The organism is Hyphomonas sp. TMED31 (genome assembly GCF_002172815.1).
Lineage (GTDB): Bacteria > Pseudomonadota > Alphaproteobacteria > Caulobacterales > Hyphomonadaceae > Hyphomonas > Hyphomonas atlantica.
In genome coordinates this window covers 1-21,335 of the sequence record NZ_NHCK01000024.1, presented here as the reverse complement: position 1 = coordinate 21,335, position 21,335 = coordinate 1, and the positions used below count along the sequence as shown (strand labels likewise).

At 59.6% G+C, this 21,335-nt stretch carries 21 protein-coding genes; 19 read left to right on the top strand and 2 right to left on the bottom strand.

Annotation, left to right across the window (positions count from 1 at the left end):
• Both CBB91_RS04115 and CBB91_RS04110 read left to right on the top strand, forming a co-directional pair.
• Positions 1-1,096, top strand: a 1,096-nt coding sequence (locus tag CBB91_RS04115; RefSeq protein ID WP_273012312.1) for a hypothetical protein, incomplete at its 5' end; no start/stop codon positions are given.
• A 29-nt stretch (positions 1,097-1,125) separates the two neighbouring features.
• On the top strand, positions 1,126-3,156 hold the full coding sequence (locus tag CBB91_RS04110) for a hypothetical protein (protein WP_273012310.1): 2,031 nt from the start codon (positions 1,126-1,128) through the stop codon (positions 3,154-3,156).
• 21 nt (positions 3,157-3,177) lie between these two features.
• Here CBB91_RS04110 and CBB91_RS04105 read toward each other — a convergent pair whose 3' ends face one another.
• Complete coding sequence (locus CBB91_RS04105) at positions 3,178-5,565, bottom strand: transketolase (RefSeq protein WP_273012308.1); 2,388 nt, start codon at positions 5,563-5,565, stop codon at positions 3,178-3,180.
• Positions 5,566-5,713: 148 nt separating this feature from the next.
• Complete coding sequence (locus tag CBB91_RS04100; RefSeq protein ID WP_155841766.1) at positions 5,714-6,019, bottom strand: hypothetical protein; 306 nt, start codon at positions 6,017-6,019, stop codon at positions 5,714-5,716.
• Positions 6,020-6,185: 166 nt separating this feature from the next.
• Here CBB91_RS04100 and CBB91_RS04095 point away from each other — a divergent pair, with 166 nt between their 5' ends.
• The 17 genes from CBB91_RS04095 to CBB91_RS04015 all read left to right on the top strand — a co-directional run.
• Entirely contained in the window at positions 6,186-6,536 is a 351-nt protein-coding gene (locus CBB91_RS04095) for a helix-turn-helix transcriptional regulator (protein WP_051602589.1), read from the top strand.
• Between the two features lie 136 nt (positions 6,537-6,672).
• The gene (locus CBB91_RS04090; protein ID WP_345906725.1) at positions 6,673-7,569 is read left to right on the top strand and encodes a type II secretion system protein N; all 897 of its coding nucleotides are present in this window, start codon (positions 6,673-6,675) and stop codon (positions 7,567-7,569) included.
• Positions 7,566-9,515, top strand: a complete 1,950-nt coding sequence (gene gspD, locus CBB91_RS04085) for a type II secretion system secretin GspD (protein ID WP_273012304.1) — start codon at positions 7,566-7,568, stop codon at positions 9,513-9,515. The genes CBB91_RS04090 and gspD overlap by 4 nt, the downstream gene beginning before the upstream one ends.
• Entirely contained in the window at positions 9,512-11,002 is a 1,491-nt protein-coding gene (locus CBB91_RS04080) for an ATPase, T2SS/T4P/T4SS family (protein WP_273012303.1), read from the top strand. The genes gspD and CBB91_RS04080 overlap by 4 nt, the downstream gene beginning before the upstream one ends.
• On the top strand, positions 11,002-12,210 hold the full coding sequence (locus CBB91_RS04075) for a type II secretion system F family protein (RefSeq protein WP_273012302.1): 1,209 nt from the start codon (positions 11,002-11,004) through the stop codon (positions 12,208-12,210). Before CBB91_RS04080 ends, CBB91_RS04075 begins: the two co-directional genes overlap by 1 nt.
• Before the next feature lie 9 nt (positions 12,211-12,219).
• The gene (gspG, locus tag CBB91_RS04070; RefSeq protein ID WP_273012301.1) at positions 12,220-12,678 is read left to right on the top strand and encodes a type II secretion system major pseudopilin GspG; all 459 of its coding nucleotides are present in this window, start codon (positions 12,220-12,222) and stop codon (positions 12,676-12,678) included.
• Between the two features lie 459 nt (positions 12,679-13,137).
• On the top strand, positions 13,138-13,515 hold the full coding sequence (gspI, locus tag CBB91_RS04065) for a type II secretion system minor pseudopilin GspI (RefSeq protein WP_051602591.1): 378 nt from the start codon (positions 13,138-13,140) through the stop codon (positions 13,513-13,515).
• Positions 13,512-14,108 (top strand): type II secretion system minor pseudopilin GspJ, encoded by a 597-nt coding sequence (gene gspJ / locus CBB91_RS04060; RefSeq protein ID WP_273012300.1) that lies wholly within the window; start codon positions 13,512-13,514, stop codon positions 14,106-14,108. The genes gspI and gspJ overlap by 4 nt, the downstream gene beginning before the upstream one ends.
• On the top strand, positions 14,105-15,091 hold the full coding sequence (gene gspK / locus CBB91_RS04055) for a type II secretion system minor pseudopilin GspK (protein WP_273012299.1): 987 nt from the start codon (positions 14,105-14,107) through the stop codon (positions 15,089-15,091). Before gspJ ends, gspK begins: the two co-directional genes overlap by 4 nt.
• The gene (gene gspL, locus CBB91_RS04050) at positions 15,091-16,197 is read left to right on the top strand and encodes a type II secretion system protein GspL (RefSeq protein ID WP_273012297.1); all 1,107 of its coding nucleotides are present in this window, start codon (positions 15,091-15,093) and stop codon (positions 16,195-16,197) included. Before gspK ends, gspL begins: the two co-directional genes overlap by 1 nt.
• Positions 16,194-16,670, top strand: coding sequence for a type II secretion system protein GspM (gene gspM / locus CBB91_RS04045; protein WP_273012295.1), 477 nt, complete (start codon positions 16,194-16,196; stop codon positions 16,668-16,670). The genes gspL and gspM overlap by 4 nt, the downstream gene beginning before the upstream one ends.
• Positions 16,670-17,413, top strand: a complete 744-nt coding sequence (gene gspN / locus CBB91_RS04040) for a type II secretion system protein N (RefSeq protein WP_273012294.1) — start codon at positions 16,670-16,672, stop codon at positions 17,411-17,413. The genes gspM and gspN overlap by 1 nt, the downstream gene beginning before the upstream one ends.
• 597 nt (positions 17,414-18,010) lie before the next feature.
• On the top strand, positions 18,011-18,634 hold the full coding sequence (locus CBB91_RS04035) for a CAP domain-containing protein (protein ID WP_035550458.1): 624 nt from the start codon (positions 18,011-18,013) through the stop codon (positions 18,632-18,634).
• A gap of 189 nt (positions 18,635-18,823) precedes the next feature.
• Entirely contained in the window at positions 18,824-19,207 is a 384-nt protein-coding gene (crcB, locus tag CBB91_RS04030) for a fluoride efflux transporter CrcB (RefSeq protein WP_272982892.1), read from the top strand.
• Complete coding sequence (locus tag CBB91_RS04025; protein WP_273012292.1) at positions 19,204-20,250, top strand: RluA family pseudouridine synthase; 1,047 nt, start codon at positions 19,204-19,206, stop codon at positions 20,248-20,250. Before crcB ends, CBB91_RS04025 begins: the two co-directional genes overlap by 4 nt.
• Entirely contained in the window at positions 20,247-20,924 is a 678-nt protein-coding gene (locus tag CBB91_RS04020) for an HAD-IA family hydrolase (RefSeq protein ID WP_273012291.1), read from the top strand. Before CBB91_RS04025 ends, CBB91_RS04020 begins: the two co-directional genes overlap by 4 nt.
• Positions 20,925-20,972: 48 nt before the next feature.
• The coding region (locus CBB91_RS04015; RefSeq protein ID WP_273012290.1) for an ATP12 family chaperone protein at positions 20,973-21,335 on the top strand (363 nt) is incomplete at its 3' end.

Below are 21,335 nucleotides of genomic sequence, written 5' to 3'. Positions count from 1 at the left end.
CACGCTTTGGCTCGAACGCCTCATGCCGATCGTGAAAGAACTGGATGAGCGTGGCATTACATGGACCTGGATAAATGATGACGCACTCACGCATCGTCTCGATACGCTCAATACGGACCAGAAAATCCTGTTGTTTGATGCGCCGTGGATCGAGCTGGAATCGGCCCAGGCGCTTGCGGCCATATCGGATCGCGTCGCTATCATGGGGCGCGCACCAACCCGTCAGCCAGGTTATTTGGATCATCAGGTGAGAGATGCCCAAATCGCCGAGATTATGCGCGTGCTGGAAGCCAACCGTACATTGTCGGATGCGGGCGCGTTGCAAGCCTGGGCGAAAGGAAACTTCGTCTTTGCCGGGGCCAGCACTGTACGCCGGGTTACCCGTGTTCAGTCGGATGATAGCGCAATTCACTTCCTCTCAAACCAGAGTGCGACGGCGACCCGCGTGACTGTGGACGTGACGCTGGATGAGGGTAGCAGTCTCTATGCATTTGATCCGAAAACAGGTCAGACATTCAAATTTGAGGAGGCCAGCCAAGAGCAGCTCGAGCTTGCCTTTCCGGCTCTGGCGTCTCTCTTCCTGATCGAGACGCCCGGCGAACTGCCCGGCGCTGTCGTCTACGAGTCGTTGCCCATTGGCGAAGGCATTTCATTGACAGAGTGGTCGCTGAAGGCTGGCACCTTTGAGGCCGAGTTGGAGTCTCCACTCGTTGATGCGGCAAGCCTTGAAGGATTTCGTGACGAAGGGACAGGGCTCGTCTATTCAACCATCACTTCTGTGTCCGAGATCCCGGGTCCGATCTATCTGGTGATGGAGCGCGTCGAAGGTAGCGTGGCGGTTTCGGTGAATGGAAGCGACTTGGGGCGGCTTGTGCTGCCACCATATGAGATCGATATCTCCTCCGCGCTTCACGCAGGCGAGAACCAGATCACGCTGACCGTAACGCCGCCTCGGTTCCACGAACTGGTTGCGCGAGCAGAGTCCGGTGAAGAACCGAAAATGGAATTCATGGCAGGGCTTGGAGAGAAGAAGCATCCAAAGATCGGATTGATCGGTGATGTTCGCCTTGTCACTCAATCTATTCCAAATCCCTGATTTCAAATAAGCTCCGGGGAGGGAGTTTTATGAAAAAACGTCGTATTGCGAAGTACATTCTGATTGGCGTGGCCGTTTTCTTTATTGTGGGCTTCCTGTGGCAGAGGATCAGCCGGATGGAAACTTTCGAGAATAAAGCGGAAGAGATCAATCCGAACATTACTGCCGTTGTGGAACCAGCTGTCATGCCGGCCCACGTATCTGCGCCTATACGCGTCAGAATTGCCTTTCCGGATGGTCTCAAGCGCGGTTCGAATATCAGTACGCAGCTGCCCAATGCTGCGCTGACCTATGACCTCAGCTACTCGCTTACCAAAACCTTGCAGAAGCCAGCTTCCATTGTAGACGTGATCGGCGTCGCGATCGGCTACATATTTACGGGCCGGGCTGACACGCGGGAGATCATGCTCTGGGACACGGTCACCGTTACGTCGCCCGATGCACCGAAGGCGAAATTCAGTCTTCGCATCCGCAGGCTGCAGTTTGACGATGTGGGAAAGGCGGCGGCAGAGCGTCACGGCCAGCGGGTCACGGCCGTGCTGAAGGGCGCGGATATTCCGCCCGGCGGCGAAGTCGTCATGACCTATTCCACTACCACGCCCTGGGTCGCCAGTGGGGCATTTCCGGTGCGCGTGGATGTGAACAAGGTTCGCATGGCACAGGACCCGACCTTTGTCGTAGAGGCAGGATCGACAGCGTCCCGGCAAGTCATCGTGCCGTCATCTGTACGGCCGGGTGAGCCGTTCAAGATAGAGATCATTTCACGCGACAAGTATGACAATCTGTCCGCCAGCGAAGACAGCGTGAATCTATCGCTGGACGGAGAGGTCCTTGATGAGATGATCCTGTACACGGGACGCGCTGAACGCGTCGTCACTCTGGACGAACCAGGCGTCTATCGGTTCGATGTCAGTGGCACCTTGTCCAATCCCGTTCGGATTACGGACACGCCGAACGGACCGTGGTGGGGAGACCTGCACTCTCACAATGCCTGGAGCGCGGACGCGCTGAGCTCGCTTGCGGATCCTGATCATTATACATATGCGCGAGATGTCTCCGCGCTCGACTATGCGGCGCTAACCAATCATGTGTTTGGATTGGAAGCGGGATACTGGCAAAAGACCCAGGATTGGTGTGAGTCATACAACGCGCCCGGCGAGTTCGTAACGATCCTCGGGTTCGAAGGCGGTATCGGCTATCATCTGGATGGCTATTTTCCGACTTGCTCCGGACCTGCCATTGAAAGCCAACGGTATGGCGCGGGCAGGGGGATGAACGAAGACAAATTGACTGCGCTCGAAGAGGATATTGATCGAGAGCAGATGATTGTCGCGACGCATCACACAGGCATCGGCTGGGGCGGCGCGAACTTTGACGGCTCACACCGTTTCCCGCGACAGATGCGTCACATCGAGATATTCAGCGCCCACGGCCAGAGCGAGATGTACGACCCATCCGACCCGCTATCCTATGAGAATGCGGGAAGTACGCCTGGCTTTTCCCTGTCGAAACGCGGGGCGCATTATGTGCGAGACGCCTGGGCGGCGGGGATGAAGCTGTTCACGCTGGCGGCGTCAGACGATCACAACGGACAGCCGGGCAAACGCGCCAACGGACTAACGGCTATCATGGCCCCTGAACTAACCCGTGACGCACTCCTGCAGTCCATGCGGGATGGGGCCATGTATGGCACGACGGGTGAGCGCATCCTGCTCGACTTTTCTGCCAATGGTCAGCCGATGGGCAGTGTTCTCTCAGAAGATGTGACGGAGCTTGATTTCCGGCTGGAAGTTCATGGAACGGACGGCATCTCGGAGATTGAAGTCTACCGCTACGTGTTCGGCGAAGATGCGGAGTGGGAGCCGGTATTTCATCGCAGCGGAGATCTGGGGCTGGACTTCGAAGCAGAGTGGACGGCGCCAGCCGTCGGGCACGCGATCTATTATGCCCGCGTAGAACAGGCGGCGCCTATACGCGTGACCATTCCCACGCTTCAGGACAGGCCTGTGCGCGCATGGAGTTCCCCCATCTGGGTCGGTGAGCCGGAGATTGACTGGTGACCGGCTGGCGACGGCGAGTGGTCAGATCTGTTTCGCGAGGCGTATCTTGCGCCCGGCTGAGAGGTGGTTTGCGGCGGAGACGATGGCGTCGGCATCAATCATGAAGTGCCGATAGAGATCGTTGATTGTGCCGGTTTGACCGAAATGCTCCACGCCGAGCGGCGCTGTGCGGTGTCCCATGACCGAGCCGATCCAGGCCAGCGTCGCCGGATGGCCATCCGTCACCGTGATCAGGGTTGCATCGCGTGAGACCGACCCCATCAGTCGTTCAATCTGGCTGGTAGCATCCACATGACCTCTGGCTCTCGCACGCCTTGCGGCGGTCCAGCCCGAGTTCAGTCTGTCAGCTGAGGTAATTGCCAATACGCCGATGTCACGCCGGTCATTGCCGATGCGGCCGGCCGCTTCAATTACCTCCGGCGCGACACAGCCCTGATAGGCGATCACGACTTCGCAGTTCGGACCGGGTTCGCGCAGCCAATAGCCACCATCGACAACGCCGCGCTGAAACTCTGCGTCGTCGCGTGCTTTGAGGCCAAGCTGGTCAATGGAGCGGGTGGTCAGCCGAAGATAAACGGAGCCGCCTGTTTCATCGCGGAGCCATGTGCGTTCATCGGGGTCGCCTTCGCCGCTGCGCTGNAGGTANTCGAANGACCAATCCATGATGATGGACAACTCATCCAGGAATGCCGGTTCGAATGAGACNAGNCCGTCCTGACTCATGCCGATTAGCTGCGCGCCGATAGACTGGTGCGCGCCACCTTCCGGGGCCAGCGTGACGCCCGATGGCGTTCCGACAATGATGAAGCGGGAATCCTGATAGCAGGCATAATTCAGCGCATCCAGGCCACGCGCCACAAAGGGGTCATACACTGTGCCGATGGGAAGGATACGTTCACCAAAGAGGCTGTGTGACAATCCCGCTGCGCCCAGCATCAGGAACAAATTCATTTCGGCAATGCCAAGTTCGATATGCTGGCCCTCGGGGGAGAACTGCCATTTCTGCGTCGAGGGGATTCTCTGTTCCCGGAACGTATCTCCCTTGGACTCGCGTGCGAACAGGCTACGCCTGTTTACCCACGGGCCAAGATTGGTTGATGCAGTAACGTCAGGTGAGGTGGTGAGGATTCGATCCGCCAGTTCGCTGTCGGATTTGGCGATTGCGTCCAGAATCTTTCCGAAGCCTGCTTGAGTCGACTGGTTTCGATCGTCAAGGAATACCGGCCCGGAGCTCTCCACTCGTGGGGCTTCAAAGCGGCGGCGCCCCTCTGCGAAGAAGGCGGCACTGTCCATCAGTGCCTGAAGCGCGTCGGGATCGTCGATGCCTGCCAATCTCTCCCATTCCTGCCCTTCGGGCACATTCATGCGCTTCTGGAAGTCTGCCATTTGCGGCGGGTTCATCAGGCCGGCATGGTTGTCCTTGTGTCCGGCCAGCGGCGTGCCCCAGCCCTTGATCGTGTAGGCAAGGAAGACTGTAGGCTGATCATCGTTGATACTGTCGAATGCGTCTGTCAGCGTCTGAACGCACTGCCCGCCCAGATTGTTCATGAGCGCGCTTAGCTCTTCATCGCTTCGCTTTTCCAACAAGGCGGTAACATCGCCCTGGTCGCCAATATCATCCAACAGGCGTTTGCGCCATGCAGCGCCGCCCTGATAGGTGAGGGCAGAGTAGTCAGCATTTGGACAGGACTGGATCCATTCCTTCAGCGCCTCACCACCGGGTTCTTCAAAGGCGGCTCGTTGCAACACGCCGTGACGCAGCACCACGGTTCGCCAGCCGAACGCCTTGAAGATCGCGTCGATCTTTTCCCAAAGCCCCTCATGGACCACGCCGTCCAGACTCTGGCGATTATAGTCGATCACCCACCATGTATTGCGCAGGCCATGCTTCCAGCCTTCCTGCAGGCATTCATAGACATTGCCTTCGTCGAGTTCGGCATCGCCAACCAGAGCAATCATGCGCCCCAGTTTTCGGTCGCCGGCCCAATTCTTCGCTTCCAGATAGTCCTGCATCAAGGAGGCGAAGGCCGTGATTGCAACGCCAAGCCCGACCGATCCTGTGGAGAAGTCGACGTCATCCACATCCTTGGTGCGGCTGGGATAGGATTGGGCGCCGCCATAGCCGCGAAAGTTTTCGAGTTTTTCGCGCGTTTGGTTTCCCATCATGTATTGCATGGCGTGAAAGACAGGTGATGCGTGGGGCTTCACCGCAACGCGGTCTTCCGGGCGCAATGTGTGGAAGTAGAGCGCGGTCATGATGGACACCATCGACGCGCAGGAAGCCTGATGGCCGCCGACTTTAACGTCTCCGTCTTCCTTGGGGCGAAGATGGTTGGCGTTATGCACGATCCAGGATGACAGCCAGAGCAGGCGTTGTTCCATGGATTTCAGTGCGTCGAAGTTCGTCATGACGATGATCCTGTATTACATCGGCGCGCGTTCGTTCGCCGTTTGAACAGGACTGGTAACACCGCGCAGGGGCGAGATCATCCCCAATGCTCATGGGTGCGCGAAAATGTGTACTCCATAATCGTGTGAGCGGGGTAAAATGTGCGCGTCAGAGCTCTGCGAATAGGTCGCCTGTTTCCTCGTCGCGTGCCGGGGCCATATCATCCCCTCTATAAAAGCAGGGATGTTTGATCCGGCTGAAATTGCGGTGACGCTCATAGTGAACCCAGCCGCCATTTGGCATGCGCTGGCTGAGGATCGGCGCGCCGCAGATTGGGCATGCGGAATGACTCGATCGCTCCGGACTGCCGCTTTCATTGCGTTCAATGGGCATCCAGGAGGCCGCAACCTCAACAGTTTGGCCGGACGGAAGGCGGCGCATATGCGCCCTGCGGCGAACCCATTTAATCGACATGGTCAGCTCCCGAAATCGCGTAGCCTGAGGAGGCGGCGATTCGGTTAAGCGATTATGGCCCGCAAGACGGGACGCCGGCTGAGGCTGTCACAGAACTTTATTACTCCCGACATTAAACCGTACAGAAAAGCGCATATCGGTGCAGCAACTGCAGAGGGGCATAGCTGTGTCAAGCGACTTTGAGCTGGTTTATTCCTTGGAAATCAAGGTTTTGGACCTTGAGAAGAAGGTGTCTGACCTTGAACAGTCGGTCGCCGGCCTGGCGCAGCAACTGAACTCGGTCGAAAGCGATGCCGCCGCAAATGTGCCGGAGGAAGTCTCTGAGCGGATTCGCGAGGGCGAAAACCCGGTAAGGGTTGTCCGGCAATACCGACTGATGACGCAGAAGGACTTGAGTGATCTGTGCGGCATCCGGCCGAACCACATTTCGGCGATCGAGCGCGGAATGTCTTACGGCCTNAAGACGGCGAAGCGATTGGCAGACGCCCTCGATGTGCCGGTGGATCTGCTGACCTGATTGGCAGGCGCGGTTCGCGAGAATCCGCGCGAGTTAAAGAGTTATCTGGTGAGACGCCGACCAAACNTNGCGATCTGATCCAGGTTGAGAGATTGAGTNAAAGGGCTTGCGACACGAATCGCGAGCCCATTGGTCGTTGAATGACCGGGGAAAGTGGGTCGAGTTGAGCGTGGAACGGTTCGAATCTCTTGCGAAGATTGCGCGGCAGGGTGCCAGCCCGGCATTGCGCGCAATTGAAGCCGTTCTTGTGATCGGACTCGGCCTGAGTGCTGCCAAGCTCGCTTGGCTTGCCATTGAGCCCGGCGGGGCTGTGTCGCCAGACATTCCTGTACGTGCTTCGGTACCGGGACCAATGGTCACAACATCAGCAATCGCGGTGGATACATCCCGACTGATTCATGAGAATCCCTTCGGTGCCGGTGCGGCGATTCTGGCCGACACACCCGATGCTCCGGAGACCAGCCTGAACTTGCGTCTCCGCGGCGTTCGCGCCTCTTCAGACGAGGCCGATGGCATTGCCTGGATCACGACACCGAACAACGAGACTGCGGCCTACAGGCCGGGAGAAGTCATTCTGGATGGCGTCACACTTCACCGAATCTATGCAGATCGGGTGACCCTCCGAAAGGCGGGACAAACCGAAGCCCTGCTCATGGAGGGCGGCGCGGGATTACTGTCAGTGCTGACAACTCCCGGCAGTAACGAGGCGCGCGACGGCTTGTCTCCCAATACAACGACATCCCGGGTCGCGCGCGCGGATCTGGTATCCAGCATCACGATTGATCCGGTTCACCGCGGAACCGATTTCGTTGGCTACCGGATCGGCTCGCGCGGCGATGAGACTGTTCTCATCCAGGCCGGCCTTCGACCGGGTGATGTCGTGATCGGCCTCGACGGCGCCGCGATCACAGACGTGCCGCCCGCAGAACTCGCCCGCAAATTTTCAGATCCCGCCCCGGTTCGGCTGACGCTCGACCGCGATGGACAAACATTCGACCACACGCTCGCGCCAGAGGAGGCCCGATCCCGATGAAACTCAAAACCCTCTTGTCTGCAACAGCGTTCATAGCGGCGACACCGTCCGCTTTTGCCCTCGCTAATCAGGCGCCTTCAGATACAGCGCGTCACGTGCTCAATTTCGAAGACGTCGAACTTTCGGCCCTGATTGCGGATGTGTCGACGGTCACCGGATACACATTCGTGGTTCACCCCGAAGCGCGCACCAAGCGCATCACCGTGTCTTCGACCACGCCGTTGACGCGCCAGCAGGTCTTCGATGTTTTCCTGTCATCGCTTCGCGTGCATGGTTTCGCGGCGATCCCGGCGGGCAAGGCAACTTACCGCATCGTCCCGGAACAGAGCGCTGTTGGTGAGGCCGGTATGTCTGCCTACGGCTCGAATGCGTTCACTACGGAGATCTTCAATCTGAAGCATGTGAACGCGGTGGAAGCGGCAAAAATGCTGAAGCCCATCATTGATGAGCAGGGGCAGGTAATCGCCAACAGCCAGTCAAATACGCTCGTGGTCGTCGACTATGCGTCCAACGTACCGCGCCTGCGCAACATGGTTGGCAATATTGATGTCGACCCTTCCGTGACAGCGACCATCCAGTTGGCGAACACATCTGCCACGGAAGTGGCGAGCATTCTAACCTCGCTGAATGCGAGCACGTCTGAAGACAGCTACAAGACCAATTTCAAGGCCATCGCATCGGAAGCCGGCAATGCGCTCATCCTCCGGGGGGATCCTGCGGCGGTTGAGCGGGCGAAACTGGTTACAGCCGACCTGGACGGACGCGACCGGTTGAAAGACACGATCCGTGTAGTTCCGCTGAACAATGCTGACGCAAACGAGGTCGTGCCAATTCTTCAGCAAGTCGCATACGCGATCGACAAGCGTCGCGGTCTTGCGGAGCCGAACGAGGCAACAACCATCGCGCATCATGATTCCACGAATTCGCTCGTGATCAGCGCCGCGCCGGAAACACTCCTCAGCCTTGAGCGCGTGATCTCTGACCTGGACCGTCGCAGGGCTCAGGTTCTCGTCGAGGCGATCATCGTCGAAATGTCAGACGACACGGCGCGCCAACTTGGCCTGCAATTCCTGTTGTCCGGCACGGGCAGCAACTCGACGCCATTTGCGACAACCAATTTCTCCGCATCTGCCCCGAACCTGCTGACCCTGGCAGGCGCGATCAGCGATGATACGCCTTTCTCCGGCGATGATGAGACCGTCAATGAGGCGCTGACCACCGCAGCCCTCAACTCCCTGCTCGGCCTGACCGGTTTGACCGTTGGCGTAGGCGGACAGGACGGTGATACGCTGTTCGGCGCGGTGCTGACAGCTGTCGAGGCCGATACGAACTCCCGTATCTTGTCGAAGCCGTTCAATATGACCCTCGACAATGGAACATCCTCGCTTCTGGTCGGTCAGAACGTGCCGATCACAACGGGACAGGTCCTGGGTGATGATAACAGCAACCCGTTCACCACGGTCGAGCGAAAGGATGTTGGTGTGTCTCTTACCGTCACGCCACGCATTTCCAACGACAATACAATTCGCATGCAGATCGAACAGGAAGTGTCGAATGTTGCGGGGGCTATCGCCGCCGGCGTCACCGATGTGGTCTTCAACACGCGCGAAATCTCAACCAGTGTAATCGCGGATGATGGTGAAATCATCGTGCTCGGCGGCTTGATCGAGCAGACAGAGGAATTTTCCAATCAGAAAGTTCCGGTGCTGGGGGACATTCCGGTTGCGGGTCGGTTGTTCCGCACGGAAGGAAAATCCCTCGGCCGGACCAATCTGATGGTCTTCATCCGCCCCACGGTTATTCGTGACCGTAGGGATGCGGCAGGTGCGACCAGCCGGTCCTACAACTACATTCGTGCCGAAGAATTGTGGGAAGGTGAAAGCGATGGCACATCCTCCATCGACAATTTCATCACGGAAGTGCTGGGAAGCCCGCCCCCGAAATGATGCCGTCTGAACTCGCCCCCACACAATTCACCTATGCCTTTGCAAAGGACAAAGGTCTGGTCGTCCTGTCCGGACGTGACCGCCTAACGGTTGCTGTCCGTCAGGGGGCTGACCCATTGGCTCTGATCGAGGCGCGCCGCGCGCTTGGCGACGTGTTTGCGGTCGAGGCTTTTGACAAGGACAAGTATGACCAGATCCTGGCCGAAGCGTTTGCAACCGGTCCCATGGCGGATGACGACATTGACGCTGCTGTCGAAAGCCGCGGTGGGCTTGAAAGCCTGATTGACGACCTACCGAAGGCGGCTGACCTGTTGGATGGTCAGGATGATGCGCCGGTTATTCGTCTTATCAATGGTTTGATCCACGAAGCCATCAAGCGGCGGGCATCGGATATCCATGTAGACCCGTTCGAAAACAATCTCTCCATCCGCTATCGGATTGATGGGGATCTTGTTGAAGTCTTGACGCCCCCCCGAAAGCTGGCTGCGCCGATTGTCTCGCGCATCAAGGTCATGGCCCGGCTGGATATCGCGGAGAAACGCTTGCCCCAGGACGGGCGNATCTCTCTGTCAGTTGGCGGGCGGTCCATCGATGTGCGCGTTGCCACGCTGCCCACGCGATATGGCGAAAGGGTCGTGCTGCGCCTGCTGGACACGAAGAATGCNCTGGTGGGNCTGACGGAACTGGGCATGGACGAGAAAACACTGGCGCGCTTCTCGGATGCGCTGGCCCAGCCGAACGGTGTCATCCTCGTGACCGGACCTGTTGGCTCCGGCAAAACCACGACTCTTTATGCCTCCCTGTCCCGGCTCAACAATGGCCGCGATAATATCATGACCCTCGAAGATCCCGTCGAGTACGGACTTCCGGGCATCAGTCAGACCCAGATGGACCACAAGGTCGGCCTCAATTTTGCGGCAACGCTCCGCTCAATTCTGCGCCAGGATCCGAATGTCGTGATGGTGGGTGAGATCCGGGACTCCGAGACTGCCGAAGTCGCGTTCGAGTTTGCATCCACGGGGCGTCTTGCGCTCTCAACGCTGCACACGAACAGCGCCGCCGGGGCCATTACCCGCCTGCGCGACATGGGCGTCGAGGCGTATTTGCTCGCGTCTACGCTGCGCGCCGTGATGGCGCAGCGTCTGGTGCGTCGCCTCTGCCCGAATTGCAAGACGGAGCGCCCGGCGACCGGGGCCGAACTGGAAGCGCTTGGCTTCTCCTCCGGTGACGCAGTCATGGTCGGGGAGCCGAATGGATGCTTCTCCTGCGGCAATACCGGGTTTGATGGACGCATCGGCATCTACGAGCTTTTGACCGTTGATCACGAAATTCGCGACCTTCTGGGCCGTGAAGCCAGTGAGCATCAGATCGATGAGGCTGCCTTCAGCGTTCATGATCGCTTGATCGACAATGCGCGTCGCTACGTGGTGTCTCAGGAAACCAGCCCTGCCGAAGTCCTGCGCGTCTGTCGCAAGGGAGGCGCGTAATGCCAGCCTTCGAGTATGTTGCGGTTGACGGACATGGTCGCCGTCAAAAGGGTATCATCTCTGCCGACAGTCCGCGCTCCGCACGACGGGAATTGCGTCTGAGAGATCTCATGGCGCTTGATGTGAACCCGGTAAGCGAGACAGCTGCCAAAGCGAGCCGTGTCCGCGGCGGTATCAGCGAGAAGCAGCGGGTTCTGCTCGTGCGGCAACTGTCAGTTCTGCTCCAATCCGGCTTGCCAGTTGAACAGGCCCTTGCCGCGGCTGCGGAGGATGCCTCGACGCCGCAATCCCAAAGAGTGCTACATGCNATNAAGGCNGAAGTGACTGAGGGCGCGCGCCTGGCGGACGCCATGTCGATCGCGCCAAAGGCGTTCCCTCCGCTCGTGCGTTCAGTGGTGTCCGCCGGTGAAATGTCAGGTCGCCTGGGTGATGTCACCGAACGGCTCGCCACTTATCTGGAACGCAGTCATCAACTTCGTCAGAAAGTTCAGGCGGCGCTGATTTACCCTGCGGTGCTTGGGGTGATGGCGGTCGGTATGATCATTGCCATGATGCTGTTCGTGGTGCCGCGTCTGGTCGAGCAATTCGATCTGTTCGATGCNGACATACCGCTCATTACCCGGATCGTNATCGGCATGTCGGAGACGTTGAAGGCGCATGGTATCCTCATTGGTCTCGTTNTGGCGACAGGTATCTTCCTGATTGTCCGTGCCGCGCGATTGCCTGTCGTCCGCCGGGCATTGGATCATTACAGCTTGCTCATGCCCATTATTGGCCCATTGAACCGCACCGTCTGTGCGGGTCGGTTCGCCCGCGTGTTCGCCACGCTGTCCGGCTCGGGAGCGACCGTGCTTGAGGCGCTCGCGGGCGCCAAGGGGGCGTCGGGAAACCTCGTCTTCAGCAATGCCGCCGATCAGATAGCAGAGCGCGTCCGGGAAGGTGGTTCCTTTGCTGGCGCCTTGAAGGCCACGGGCGTCTTCCCGCCGATGATGGTGCACATGGTGTCGAGCGGTGAGGCGGGCCGGGACATTCCGGGCATGATGACCCGCGCCGCTGACTTTCTGGATTCAGAATTCGAAACTGGCTCTTCGACCCTGCTGTCCTTGCTGGAACCGCTGATCATTGTTGTTCTGGGCGGGATAGTCGGGCTGATCGTCCTGTCGGTCATGCTGCCAATCCTGCAACTCAACACACTCGCTATTGGATAGGAGGCTTTCATGGACTTCAAAGCACCCGAAACAGAACAGGGCCGTCGCAACATGTCGGCAGGCTTTTCACTCGTTGAATTGATGGTGGTTGTTTTCATCATGGGTCTGTTGGCCACGCTGATCGTCATCAATGTTGCGCCCGCAACGGATCAATCCCGTATCGGCAAGGCGCATTCTGATATCGCGGCGCTCGAAAGCGCGCTCGATATGTACAATCTGGACATGTACAATTACCCCTCTGCGGATCAGGGNCTGGCGGCGCTCAACACTGCGCCCACGGGGCCGCAGGCGGCTCANTATCGCCCCGGCGGATACATCAAGCGCCTGCGCACCGATCCCTGGGGCAATGCCTATCAATACGCCTATCCGGGCACACGGTCGGGCGGCGCATATGATGTGTTCTCGACAGGGCCGGATGGTCAGGCCGGAACGGATGATGATATCGGCAATTGGGATTCCATGTCCTGATGAAGCTGTCATCGTCCTCTCAGTCGGGCATGTCATTGGTGGAAGTGCTTGTCGCCTTGTTCATTCTGGCGCTTGCCAGCGCGGCCATCGTCATGACGCTCCCACGTCAGCCGTCCGGGCTGGATCGTGAGCTTGCGCGATTGGANGACGCAATCGAACGCATTTCGGATGAGGCGATCTCGTCCGGTGAATTGCGCGCGATCCACGTGACTGCTCAGGGATACCAATCTCAATCTTGGGCCAATGGCGACTGGGTGGCGATGGCCAGGTCAAACCACCGTTTGCCGTCTTCCATCCAGTTGGCGGTTCGCAAGGGCCGAGACGATCGCAAGGACTGGCCCGCCATTGTGGCCGACCCCACAGGCATGGTCAGCGGTCGACCACTAACGCTGAGAGAGGGCACTGCCGTACGGACGATCAATGTTTCTGCGGCTGGTCAGTTCAGGGTGGAGCGTTAGGATGGCCATCACGCGTCAGGAGCATGGATTTACACTGGTTGAGGTGCTGGTCGCATTGGGCGTCTTCAGCATCGCGGCCATGTCACTGGCGCATCTGGGCAATGAAACGCTCGTGGGCGCCCGGCATGTTGACCAGCGCTTCCTGGCGACGGTCGAAGCGGACAATCAGATCGCGGAAATCATGGCAGTGTCGGACACGTTCGCGCCGGGTATCCAGTCTGGAACGAGCGTGCAGCGGGGCCGAGCGCTCGCATGGACGCGCACGATCGCGGCGACAGATCGGCAGAACCTGTTCGCGGTGCAGGTGATTGTCAGCGACGCAGAGACAGACCAGCAATTGGTGACCCGNCAAACACTTGTGCACAGGGCCGCGCCATGAGCAGGACTGCTGGTTTCNCGCTTATTGAAATGCTCGTTGCCCTGGCGGTGACATCCCTTCTGATGGTTGCCGGCTCNACCTTGCTGATCCAGACNTTACGCTCCGGGCAGATGGTGGAAGCCCGCACAGACATGGTGCGNAGCCAAAGCGCGGCGCATAGCCTGTTGAGGGATGATCTTGCCAATGCGACTTTGCGGCGGACACGCCCCGCGAACGGGCTNGATGCGCCAAGGGCGTTCAGTGGNGGGTATTCCACACTTGAACCCTTGATGGCGTTCACCCGTGCGGGCTGGTTCAATCCGGATGAAACCGATCCGCGCGGAGACTTGCAACGGGTCGAGTATCTTCTTGATAATGGAAGCTTGGTGCGCCGAGCGTGGTTGCGGCCAGACCCGGTTTACAGAACGCCGTATGCTGATCGGGTCTTGGCGCAAGGTCTCGAAACGGTGGGCATTCGGTTCTTCTCCAGTGAGAACTGGCGGCTGGACTGGTCGGGGCAGGCGGATGCGTTGCCGGAACTGGTAGAGCTNACGCTTGTGTTCGGAGAGGGTGACGAATTGCGGCAGGTCTTCCTGGTNGGAGGCGCCGGATGATGAAATCAGAAAACCGCGATACTGAACGCGGCGCGACGCTTCTCAGTGTTCTGTTGCTGATAGTGTTGATGTCGACCGCTGCGCTGGCGGCNACCGACGCGCTCGCCAGATCGGTNCATGTTTCGCGCGTNTCCACCGACAGGGCGGATCGCTTCTGGGCGGCGCGGGGGGCGATTTCAGTTGGCGAAGTCATCGTCANTGAANTGCTCGCTCAGACAAATGGGAAACTGGATGCCGACTCTGCCATCTTCGCTGAGCCGATCCGCTTCACCTATCCCCNCGGCGTCATCACCGTAGACCTGTATGATGCCACGAATTGCCTGAATCTGAATTCCCTGGTCCTGTCGGACGCCGAAGATGCGGGCGGCACGGTCTCGACGGATCAACTTCATCGCCTGCTGGAAGGGGCTGGACTGTTCAGCACCGAAGCACGCGAAATGGTTGATACGCTGGCAGACTGGATGGACGCAGATTCCAGTCCACGCGCGTTCGGCGGCGAGGACGCGCTGTATTTTGATCGCGATGTCCCGCATCGCACTCCGGGGCAGCGTCTCGTGTCCCGTCAGGACCTAAGGGCCATCAAGGGCTATACGCCAGAAACGCGCGCCGCCATTTCAGACCTTGTCTGTGTACGCTCGGACACGAACAATCCCCCCATGAACATCAATACGCTGACCGAGTCCCAGGCGCCACTGCTGGCGGCGCGGCTGTCAGAAGAGCTGAGCGTCAGTGAAGCTGAACGACTTATCTTGTCGCGGCCAAGTGGGGGCTGGTTGAATGTTGAGGAATTTCTGCTTTCAGAGAATGTGGTGAGCATCGCGCCGGAACTGCGCCGGGATCATGAGCTCTCTACGGTTTCGAGCGTAATTGGCGCCATCATCACAGTGTCTTCGGGAACGGGTGATATCGCAATAGACGCTCTATACGGGCGGGGTGATAATGGCCGTTTCGTCCTGCTGAACTCGCACAGGAGCCTTCGCTGATGCGCACGCGTATATATACGGAAATTCCCGCCAGTGGCGCTGAGTGGCGTTTCGTGCGCAGTGGTCCGCATGGGATTGAAACGCTACCGCCAAATGCAACCCTTCCCTCCGGGGCGGATCTGGTCGTGTTCGTGCCGGGCACGGAGGTGTCTGCGCACAGGGTGCGGATGACAGCGAAACGGCCCGCCGAGATGACACGGCTCGCGGCATTTGCCATCGAAGATGAACTCGCCGTTCCCGTCGATACGATGCATGTTGCGGTCGCAGCCGCGCAAGAGGCCAGTGACCACAGGCTCGTCTATGCGGTTTCAAGGCAGAGCATGGCGGGCTGGTTGGACGCATTGGACTCTNCNGGGATTGGGGCTGCGCGTNTNGTGCCAGACCTGTCCGTGCTGCCCGCGTCAACGCATGTGGATTTCGGTTCGCGACAGCTCGCAACAATCAGCGGACGTCCCGTCGCGATTGATCCGTATTGGCCATCAGATGTGATGGCGGCGCTGATGCGGGAAACGGGCGCTGAGCCGAACATTCAGCAGACCGACAGCCTCACGCAACTCGCCANCTGGGCAGAGAATGCACCGCGCCTCGTNGATTTGAGGCAAGGCGAATANGCTCGTCCATCTGAACANTCGATCAATCTCACCCGCTTCCGTCTTCCTGCTGCGNTGGCGGCATCGCTCTTCCTGGCCTGGACCGCGCAGTCCGTCTGGTCGGTCGAGAAGATGAAGCAGCTGACGGCCGGTCTGGATGCGGAAACNGCGCGTCTCTATGCGGCGGCATTTCCGGACCAGCCGATGCCCTCCAATCCCGCCGCTGCCTTGCGCGCGAGCGAGGGAAATGCGTCGCGCAGTCCGNCCGCCGATTTCGAGCAAACAAGCGCGGTGCTCTATGGCGCGGTGGCAGAGACACCGGGGGCGTCACTGGTCAGCTTGCGTTATGACCGCAACATGGGCGAACTGCGCGCCACACTGACCTATCCCGCCTTCGGCGCAGACCAGGATTTGAAGCAGGCTGTCGAACAGACCGGCATGCGTGTGAATCTGGGCGATACGCGACTGGAGGATGGGCTCGTCGTCGGGGATCTTTCCATTGGAGGCCGCTCATGATGCAATATTGGAACGAGCGGTCGGGGCGCGAAAAGGGCTTGCTGGCCGTGGCAGCGTTGCTTGTGATCTTTGCTCTGGCGCAGTTTGGGGTTGTGCGCCCCGTGACGGCCGCGCGCGCCGATGCATCCATGAAGCTNGAAGCCGCAAGCCGGCAATTGGACGTGGTCTCCGCTGAGCTGGCGACGAGATCCACAGGCACCGGACCTGCCAAATCATCTGAAGCGTCCAGCGGCAATGTGCGGGCGGACCTGTTGCAGCTTGCCAATGCCCGCGGTCTGTCTGTGTCACGCCTGCAGACCACAGACGATGACCGGCTGATCCTGCAATTCGAACAGGCCGCACCAACACTTGTTTATGCGTGGCTGGCTGATGCAGATGACTCCTATGGTATTGTGCCAGAGCGGGTTTCCATGTTTGCCGAACCGGGCGGATATGTTCGCGCCAGCTTTGAGTTCGCGGGAGGAGATACCTGATGCGAAGCAGCACGCTCTTTGTCATCCTGTTTCTGATCACGCTTGTCGGGGGTCTCATCGCATTCACGCCGCTGTCGTTTGTCTTGCGTCAATCCGGTATGGCGGAGCGGGGATTGGGCTGGCAGCAGGCGCGCGGCTCGATCTGGCATGGTCAGGTGACGGGCCTTTCCTGGCGCGGCACGCCCGTAGGGGCGATCAATCTGGATTCTGATTTGCTGCGCATGCTGGGCGGTGGACCATCGCACCATGTCAGCTGGGTCGGCCAGCAGGGGCAGGGACAGGCGGACATCAAAGCCAGTCGGGACTCCGTTCTTGCGGATCACGTCAATCTCAACCTGCCTCTNACAGACGAATGGAATGTAGACCCCATGATCTCGCAGCTTGGAGGCTCCATTCGCTTATCCGATGGTCAGGTCCGGCTGGCAGGCGAGCGCTGCGAGTCCGCGGCGGGCACTGTGACGAGCGACGTAGTGCGCCTTGCGGCGGCTGGCTTTGGCCGCGACTGGCCGATCGTGAGTGGACCGCTTGGGTGCCTGAATGGCCAACTCGAAGCCGACCTGTCGGGTAAGGCGGCGGACGGTACCGTACTGCATATGATGTTCAGCCAGTCTGCGGGCCTGCGTGTCACCGTTGCGGAGGCAGATGATGAAGTGAAGGCAAATCTGGCCTTCGCTGGCTTTCGGGACGAGAATGGCACGCTGATCTATGAGCGTCCGCTAAAACCAGAAGGGAGCCGTCCATGAAGCGGTTGATTGCGATGTTGACGGTGGGCACGCTTGCCCTGGCAGGCTGCGCGAGTGGGGCAGGAAAGGCGCCAGTCCCGCCGGCGCCGGATGTGCCCATTGCGGGGAATCTGCCCGCNCAGGATCTTGAACCCGGTGAGTGCGGCCTGTTTCTCTGGACCCAGGGCGATCCCCGCCGCTTCATCTATTTCTCCAGGGCCGGCGCCAGCACCGCCGAAACCATGCTGGCTGAGGCACAGCAGACGCTTGCCATGGTTCGTCAGGGCGGCAGCCTGTTCGGGCAATTCATGACAGAGATGGACTATATCGGCCCCGAAAGTGAGTCGGTTTTCTTGAAGATTACCCCCGGCGAGACCGTCGAAGGCGGACAAAAAATTTCATCTGGCCGCATAACGCTCCTGAATTCTGGAGGTTGGGAAACCGTCATTCCCGTCTCAGGATTGCGCGCGTGCCAGCCCGATACTGAGTAAATTCAGGTGCTTGGATCATTAAGCTGAATAGGTGGATACGGAAAAGATACGGAATTTTGTAGTTACTTGACGCAAATTCGTCACAAAATGTATTGTGACAGTTATGTTACAGAGATGCTACAAATATATGTCAATCTCGGCTCTGGCGCTCGCGGCGCTGGGACTGGCAGCAAATGCCGATCAGGAATGCGACCTGTCTGACGGGCTCGCCCTTCAGCCCGCAGCTTTCCAATCAGAGACTGTAGCCTGCCTCCAATCGGCGCAGGGTGTAGAAGCTGATCCATTCATGCAAACCGAACTCAGCCGTCTGACGGATGCGATGCGCACCAGCCAGGGCGCCGATGGCCTGAAAAGCCTTCAGTCGCTCAACGAAGCTGCGCGTATCCATGCCTATGACATGGCCACACGGGATTACATCGCGCACAGCGATCCGGAAGGTCGCGGGCATCTGGACCGCGTCCGCATGCTGGAGCGTACGCATCTGATTGGTGCATTCGGTGCGAACATGGCCGTGATCTCTGATTTCGGAACCGCAGCCGAAGCCTTCAATGCGCTGAAATCCGATCCGGTGAACGCGGCGAATATGGCGCGGTCCGAATTTGATCACATGGGCATTGCCGCCGTTCGTGCGAATGGCAAGATCTACATCGTCCAGCTCTTCTCGGGCGTTGAAGGCCGTGTGGACTCGCCATCGCCAGACTATGTCAGCAGCAAGGTGAATTCCGAGGTCCGCCTCGCACAAGCTCGCTAGGCATCAGAGGGCCGGCTGACAGGCCCTCTATTCGCGAATTTCTGATCGATGTCCCCAAGACGCCTTTCAGAATGGCCGGCCCGACACGGGCCGGCCTTTTTTTGTGTTTCGTGCTTGGTCATGACGGCCCGAGCCACCTCACGGTGTTTCGCCCTTTAAGAACGTCGTGCGAACGGGTAGAAGGCCGCCATGAACGGATTTCTCGCAGTTGCAGCAGGCGGCGCCATTGGCGCATCGCTCCGGCATGGCGTCGGTCTTTTGGCCGTGCGCCATCTGCCGGCGGGCTGGCCACATGGCACGTTTGCCGTAAACCTGCTGGGCAGCCTGCTGATGGGCCTGCTGGTTGGCTGGCTGGCGCTGAAAGCAGAAGGGCTGCACCAGACGACGCGGCTCTTCCTGGCGACNGGTGTGCTTGGCGGGTTCACCACGTTTTCGGCCTTCTCGCTGGAAGTGGCAGAATTCCTGCGCAAGGGCGAGACGGTGAAGGCGGNGGCCTATGCGGGCCTGTCCCTGTTGCTGGGCGTNNTGGCGCTGTTCATTGGACTTTGGATTGCGCGGAAGGTGTTCGCATGAGCGGCCAGATTGTTACAGAAACGGTTTCCGACAAGGAATCCGGCACCCGGCTTGACCGCTGGGTCAAGCGTCGCGTGCCAGTCACGCAGGGCCAGATCGAGAAGATGCTCCGCACGGGGCAGATCCGCGTCGATGGGGCTCGCGCCAAGGCGAATACGCGGCTGGAGACTGGCCAGCAGGTGCGCCTGCCAATCCTGGAGGCGGANGCAACGCGCCCGGCCCAGAAAAAGGCGGATCGCGTCTCCGAGGAAGATCGCCGGTTCATCCGTGACCTGATCCTCTATGAGGATGACGAGATGATCGCCATCAACAAGCCAGCCGGCATCGCCGTGCAGGGCGGATCGGGGCAGGGCCGCCATATTGATGGCATGCTGGCCGCGCTNGGCGATGGCGAGCACCGCCCGGTCCTCGTCCACCGGCTCGACAAGGATACGAGCGGCGTGCTGCTGCTGGCCAAATATCCGAAGGCCGCNGCACANCTNGCCGANAANTTNCGCAGCCGCGACATGGACAAGGTCTATTGGGCGGTCACGGTCGCCGTGCCCAATCCGCCTTTCGGCCANATNCGCTGCTGGATGGTAAAGGGCATTGAGGATGAGCGCGAGCCGGATGGCTACCGCGTGATCCANCCGAAGGCNCGGGGCCGCCGTGATGCCGACCGGGAGCGCATGTTCCGCTCTGCGCAAGGCGTTGAAGGTGCACGTCATTCGATCACGGATTATGCGGTTGTTTCCACGGCCGGGCAGAAAGCGGCCTGGGTCGCGCTGAAGCCGGAAACCGGTCGCATGCACCAGCTGCGCTTCCACATGCTGGAAATGAACACGTCCATTCTGGGTGATTTCAAATACCAGTGCCGTCGGGAAGTGCCTCAGGGCCTCGCGCCCGGCCTGCATCTGCATGCCCGCGCCCTGATCATCCCGCGCGAGAATGGCAAGCCGATCAAGATCGTCGCGCCGTTGCCGCCGCACATGAAACAGACCTTTGAGGCGCTCGGCTTCCTCGAACAGGAAGCGGGCAAGGACCCGCTGGCGCCCTTTGTATGAGTGACAGTCTGAAACTTGCCATCTGGGACGTGGACGGAACACTCGTCGACAGCCGCCAGTCGATCCATGAGATCATGGTGGAGGCCTTTCGCCTTTCCGCGCTGACCCCGCCAGACTATGAGGATACTCGAAAGATTGTCGGACTCAGCCTGCATCAGGCGTGCGGCCAGCTGGCGCCGGAGGCCAGCGCTGACGATATTGAAAAGCTGGTGCAGGACTATCGCGAATCCTGGGTGCGTGCCCGTGCCCGGCCGGATTTTGCCCAGCCGCTTTATGATGGTGCGCTGGAGACGCTGGAAATGCTGCGCGAGGAGGGCTGGCTGATCGCCATGGCCACCGGCAAGACGCACAAGGGCATTGCCAGCCTGTTCGAGGCGCATGACATACAGCATTTCTTCGATACGATCTGGTGCGCCGATGACGGCCCCGGCAAGCCGCATCCGCACATGGTGGAACAAGCGATGGGCGCGCTGGGCTGCGCGCCGCATGAAAGCCTGATGATCGGCGACGCGATCCACGACATTTCCATGGGCCGCGCCGCTGGCGTATACACGCACGGCGTCAGCTGGGGCTTCGGCGCCGCCCACGAACTTGAAGACGTCGGCGCCCACGAAATCCATCATGAGTTCGAGACCCTCCGCAAAAGCCTGCTGGCGTTTGAGCCTGCGTCCTGAGCACTTCGCCTCTTGGAAACCCGGCCTCTTGCGCGTACATGCGCGCGCATGACTGACGAGACCCCAAAGCCGAAACGCTTCTATGAAACCGCCAAGGCCGTGCAGATGCCGGGCGGCTGGACCGTGGAACTCGATGGCCGCTCCATCAAGACGCCCGCCCGCGCGGCGCTGAGCCTGCCGACGGAGAAACTGGCCAAGGCCATCGCGGCCGAGTGGAACGCGCAGGACGAGCATATCGACCTTGCCGCCATGCACCTGACGCGCCTCGCCAATGTCGCGATCGACCGCGTGCCGGAGACCCGCTACGAGATGGCCGATGAACTGGCGCGCTATTGCGAGACGGACCTTGTCTGCCACATCGCGGAGGATTCCGAGGAACTGGCCGAGCTGGAAGAGGCCCATTGGGCGCCG